The sequence below is a fragment of the Dapis purpurea BLCC-M126 genome, from assembly GCF_050015975.1.
Lineage (GTDB): Bacteria > Cyanobacteriota > Cyanobacteriia > Cyanobacteriales > Microcoleaceae > Trichodesmium.
This window is the reverse complement of record NZ_JBNHER010000113.1, coordinates 1-5,628: the sequence shown is the minus strand read 5'-3', so window position 1 is coordinate 5,628 and position 5,628 is coordinate 1. Positions and strand designations below refer to the sequence as shown.

General features: G+C 33.9%; 3 protein-coding genes. All 3 read left to right on the top strand.

Annotated elements, in window-relative coordinates; genetic code table 11:
• Positions 1 to 693: 693 nt before the first annotated feature.
• The 3 genes from ACP6PL_RS10435 (at position 694) to fumC (ending at position 5,480) form a co-directional block, all read left to right on the top strand.
• Positions 694 to 1,905 carry a response regulator gene (locus tag ACP6PL_RS10435; RefSeq protein WP_426545192.1) on the top strand — a complete coding sequence of 404 codons (1,212 nt, stop codon included), beginning with the start codon at positions 694 to 696 and terminating at the stop codon, positions 1,903 to 1,905.
• An 859-nt stretch (positions 1,906 to 2,764) separates the two neighbouring features.
• Positions 2,765 to 3,964 (top strand): response regulator, encoded by a 1,200-nt coding sequence (locus tag ACP6PL_RS10430; RefSeq protein WP_426545191.1) that lies wholly within the window; start codon positions 2,765 to 2,767, stop codon positions 3,962 to 3,964.
• A 106-nt stretch (positions 3,965 to 4,070) separates the two neighbouring features.
• Complete coding sequence (gene fumC, locus ACP6PL_RS10425; RefSeq protein WP_426545190.1) at positions 4,071 to 5,480, top strand: class II fumarate hydratase; 1,410 nt, start codon at positions 4,071 to 4,073, stop codon at positions 5,478 to 5,480.
• Positions 5,481 to 5,628: the final 148 nt, after the last annotated feature.

Below are 5,628 nucleotides of genomic sequence, written 5' to 3'. Positions count from 1 at the left end.
ACTCATTACTCCTACAACAGTTTTGTGGTCTACTCAACTGAAAAGCGCTGTAAGTGATTACCCGAACATGATATTAGTTATCTAGGAGAGAAGGTTTAAAAGCCTGAAAAACTTAAATTTCCTGTAGATACTCATACTTGGGTTTACACAAACGATACCAGCCTACATGATATAACTTTTAACTTTTCCGTGAAACGGCATAACTATTTTCAAGTATCGCGTATAAATCATCAATTCTTTCCCCCTACTCCCTACTCCCTACTCCCTACTCCCTACTCCCTGTTTTCCGGAGATGTCTAATATACAATATGCAAACATATCATACCCGTAGCAGTTTTGTTAGCATGAATCAAGTTAAGCTAAAATTAAATCAATGTAAAAAATATCAAATACCCACAATCTAAATTATGAACCTGCTTCACAAAAAAAACTCAAAAATAAGCAAAATGGCGGATGAAAAATAGGCCAAGACTGTGGTGAGTGATAAATGTTGTCTGTTAAGTAACAATAATAAGCAAGAAAGTTTCCGAGAAAATCCTGATATATAAACGCGATGATACTGAAAAATCAGTATAACAAACCATGACAAAATCAAATAAATATTAAATAATAAAAGTTGTATATATATTAGACTGCTATGTTTGTTCGTACATCAAAATTAAATGTCACTATTATGTTAAAGGTTAAATAATTATGTCAGCATCAACAATAGGCTATATTAAGCTGGCAAATACCCTTAGTATAGTTAGCCAAAAGCAAGTTACAGGTAAGTTAGTCGTCGCTCATGGCAATCAAGAATGGCAACTTTACTTCCTATTTGGTCATCTCCTATATGCAAGTGGGGGAAAACATTCTACTAGACGTTGGCATCGAGCTATCAGTCAACATTGTCCTAACTTTAAATTTGAAGTCAATCAGTTAAGCAATCATCAATTGTGGGAATATAAATTATTACAAACAGCTATTAGCGAAAATCAGATAACTTTAGCTCAAGCTAAGGCAATTTTGCGTACTATTGCAGAGGAAGTTTTTTTTGCTATTATTAGTCAACCTGGTTTAACAAGAAGATGGCATCCGCAGAAACATCCTAGTTCTCAAACAGCTCTAAGTTTACTTTTATCGAGACTAGAAATTAAAGAAGTTCTGACTTCAGCAAAAAGAGTTTGGACATCTTTACAAGAGGAAGGTTTATGGCATATTAATCCTGATAGTACCCCTGTTATTAGAGATACAAATAAATTATTGTCAAGTCAAGAAAATTCAGACTTTTTGTTGACAGTAAATAAGTTATTAAATTGCGATAGAACAATTTGGGATATTGCATTTTTAATGAAAATGTCATTAGTGGAAGTAGCTCAGAATTTATATGATTGTGAACAACGGAGTTTAATTTATTTTAAGCAAGTAGAAGATTGGCTTTCACCACCAGAAAAATTACGCTTAGTATCTGTAGAAAATCGTCGGCCTCAAGCGACAATTGCTTGTATTGATGATAGTCATCTTGTAGGTAATTTTTTGGAGAAAATTCTCCAGCCATTAGGATATAAAGTTGTGCATATTCAAGATCCAATTAAAGGGTTAGCAGCCCTAGAAGATTCTCAACCTGATTTGATTTTTTTGGATTTAGTTATGCCTAAAGTTAGTGGTTATACGATATGTGATTTTTTACGCAAAACTACTATGTTTAAAGATACACCAATTGTATTTTTATCGAGTCAAGATGGTATTATCGATCGGACTAGAGCTAAGTTAATAGGTGCTAATGATTATCTATGTAAATCTTCTAGCGCAGAAAAAGTTGTAGAAGTTGTAGCAAAATATGTAAATAGACAAGAGGCTAAAACTTCTCAAATTTTAACTTTAGAACGAGCATATAATTTTACTTGTTTGGCTGTAGAAGGCTAATGTGATTTTTTGGCTATATAAGTGCTTAATGATTGAGATGAATATTCGGCTGTATTAAAATAAATTAGTAATGACTAAAAAATTAAATTATCGTTGTTACGCTTGAAAATTGCTAGGTTGTATATGTATAATACCATCTTGAAAAAATAATGTTACGAATAGTAACTGTGATTAAAAGACTAGACAGAAGATGTCTATTTGACAAGTAAAGATAATTTCCCGCCTAAAAAATGGTATTGAAAACATTCATTCTGACTTCTGTACATTACAAATCTGATAGCTCCCCTACCTAACTTCTAACTCCTAATAAATAACTTAGTCATTTGCAGCAAACATTTATCAAATTGGTATAATACCAATTTGATAAGATAATTTTACAAATAATCAAGATAATTAAAACAATTTAATCAGATTTATCTTTGATTAAACAGGGATGTTCAAGCTAATAAATGATATTTAAACTAAATATTTCTGACTCCTGACTCCTAAGCAGTAACCTAAATATTTGTAGCAAAATTTATTCAACTGGTGTAAGACTTTGAGAAGAATATTAATTATATATACTCAGAATTTATCTTGCTTATATATCTTTCTCAACTAAGAAATTTGTTAGGCAATAGTACTTACTGCCATGGCATATTTCAGAAAAAGTAAATACAATATAGACATAGTGGAGATTATGACCAGAGGAGTTAAATTTCAAAGGTGAAGACTAAATAAATGCTTCATTTAACAGCTCCAGAAGGAAACAGCCAAGAGTTAAAAGAGATTTTTTAATATTAGAAAAAGGTACAATATAGTTTTACCAAATGATTTGGAAAATTATATACTATAAAATAATATAGTTAATGAGTAATATATGTTAGTAACTAATACAGGGTGCAATAAAATATGGAATGCCTTGGCTGTACTTGGCCAGAAACAAGCAACAGGCAAACTAATTATAGATAATGGGGAACAACAATGGCAAATTTACTTTTGTCGAGGACTAATGTTATATGCCACAGGAGGATTACATCAAACTAGGCGTTGGTATCGAGCAATTAGTCAACATTGTCAAAATTTAAAATTTAATGCTGGTTTACTATCCAATGAAGAATTATGGGAATATCAACTTCTCAAACAAGGTATTACTCAAGAACAAATAACTTTAGAAGAAGGAAAAGCAATTATCCGTAATAGTAGCTATGAAATATTATTTTCTTTAGCAAGTCAACCAGTGTTAAATTTAAACTGGCATTCCTATCAAAAATTAACTGCAGAAATTGTTACTAAGTTAGCATTATCTCCACCAGAATTAAAACAAATTCTAGAAGGAGCACAAAAACTCTGGGAACGCTGGGATAAAATGGGCATTACTGATATTTTCCCAGAACAAGCTCCAATAGTGAAAAAATCTGTAAACTCACAAAGTCGGTTCTCTGAAGCATCTTTAGACGCGATTACTAATCAATTTAATGGTCAAAATACTTTGTGGGATATTGCAGTGCAAAAGAAGCAATGTTTAGCCTTAACAACTCGTACTTTATATCATTTTTTTAAACAAGGTTTAATCGAAGTTCGAGCAGTACCAGATTTACCCTCTCCTTTAGAACAATTACGCCTAGTTTACTGTTCCAACAATCGCCCCAGAGTTCCAATAGCTTGTATAGATTCAACACCAACAACAGGTAATTTTTTAGAGCAAATTCTGATGCCTAAAGGATATAAAATTGAAAAAATTACTGACCCAATGGAGGGAATAGGGTTAATGGCTAAAAAGCCACCTGAATTAATATTTATGGATTTAGTTATACCTAATGTTAATGGTTATGCACTCTGTAATTTTTTGCGGACAGCTCCTGCTTATAAAGAAACTCCTATTATTATTTATACTGGGGAAGATAGTTGGATAAACCGGGTTAGAGCGCAAGTCGCAGGTGCAACAGATTTTTTAAGAAAACCAGCAAATGCAAATAAAATTTTAGAAATAGTAGAAAAATACTTAAAGTCAAAAAAACAACAATATCAAAGTAAAACTAACTTAGTCAAATCCAACTCATTGGTTTTGGCACGGTAATTGAATTGAGTTTTAATACACAATAATAAAAATTTAACTAAGTAGGTGGGATAAAAGCTGATGATGTAGGTAAATAGAACAATAAACTGTATCAAAAAAATTACCAATGACAGAATCAACACCGCCCAAAATGCGAATTGAAAGCGATAGCATGGGAAAAATAGAAGTGCCAGCAAACCGTTATTGGGGCGCTCAAACTCAGCGATCGCTTATCTATTTCTCTATTGGACAAGACTATATCCCACCAGAAGTCATTAAAGCATTTGCTATTCTTAAAAAAGCAGTCGCCCAAACTAACCAGGAACTAGGTAAACTTCCAGAAGACAAAACAAAATTAATCGTTCAAGCAGCAGAAGAAATTATTGCCGGGAAACTAGATGGTAACTTCCCACTGCGAGTCTGGATGACAGGAAGTGGCACCCAATGCAATATGAATGTTAACGAAGTCATAGCTAACCGGGCGATAGAAATTGCTGGTGGAGAAATGGGAAGCAAAAACCCTATACATCCTAACGATCATGTTAATATGTCGCAGTCATCTAATGACACATTCCCAACTGCGATGCACATTGCCTCAGCAGTAGCATTACATGAAAAGTTGCTGCCGAAAGTTAGGAAAATGCGCGATGCGCTCCAAGAGAAGTCAGAAGAATTTTCGGAAATTGTTAAAATAGGGCGTACTCACCTACAAGATGCTGTACCTCTGACATTGGGGCAAGAATTTTCGGGATATGTGGCGCAACTAGATGCAAATTTGCAACGTATTACTCATACATTGCCAGATTTGTACGAACTAGCTTTGGGTGGTACTGCAGTGGGAACGGGGTTGAATACGGTGAGTGGTTTTGCTGAACTTGCTGCGAAACATATTAGTGAAATAACTGGGTTGCCTTTTGTGTCTGCACCTAATAAGTTTGCTGCTTTAGCTGCTCACGATGCGACAGTGATGGCGAGTGGTGCTTTGAAGACTTTAGCTGGTTCGTTACTGAAAATTGCTAATGATATTCGCTGGTTGGGAAGCGGGCCTCGATGTGGCTTTGGGGAGTTAATTTTGCCTGCAAATGAACCAGGATCTTCAATTATGCCAGGAAAAGTTAATCCTACTCAGTGTGAGGCAATGACAATGGTGGCAACTCAGGTGATGGGATATGATGCAGCGATCGCTTTTGCTGGTGCTCAGGGGAGTTTTGAGTTAAATACTTATAAACCGATGATGGTTTTTAATTTGATTCAGTCGATTAATTTGATTGCTGATAGTTGTAATAATTTTACTGATTTTCTATTAATCGATCTAAAGGTAAATCAGAAAAAAATTGAGTTTTATTTAGAACAATCTTTGATGTTGGTGACAGCTTTGAGTCCTAAAATTGGGTATGATAAGGCTGCGGAAGTTGCGCATTTTGCCCATGAAAAAGATTTAACTTTGAAGCAAGCTTGTTTGGATTTAGGTTATGTTTCGGCAGAGGAATTTGAGGAGATTGTGATTCCTAAAAATATGACTCATCCAGGGAATTAGTTTAATAAAAAAGAGTAAATATAGAAACAGGCATCCTGCCTGTTCCACAACAATACTAAGAGCTGATTTGTAAACTTTACCCAATTATTAATAATTAATAATTAATAATTAAATAATTCTGGTTTAAAGCCTCCCCTTTTAAGGGGAA

Bases quoted from the DNA above. Each gene is read 5' to 3' on its own strand.
- ACP6PL_RS10435 (WP_426545192.1), top strand. From the start codon at position 694: ATGTCAGCATCAACAATAGGCTATATTAAGCTGGCAAATACCCTTAGT.
- ACP6PL_RS10430 (WP_426545191.1), top strand. From the start codon at position 2,765: ATGTTAGTAACTAATACAGGGTGCAATAAAATATGGAATGCCTTGGCT.
- fumC (WP_426545190.1), top strand. From the start codon at position 4,071: ATGACAGAATCAACACCGCCCAAAATGCGAATTGAAAGCGATAGCATG.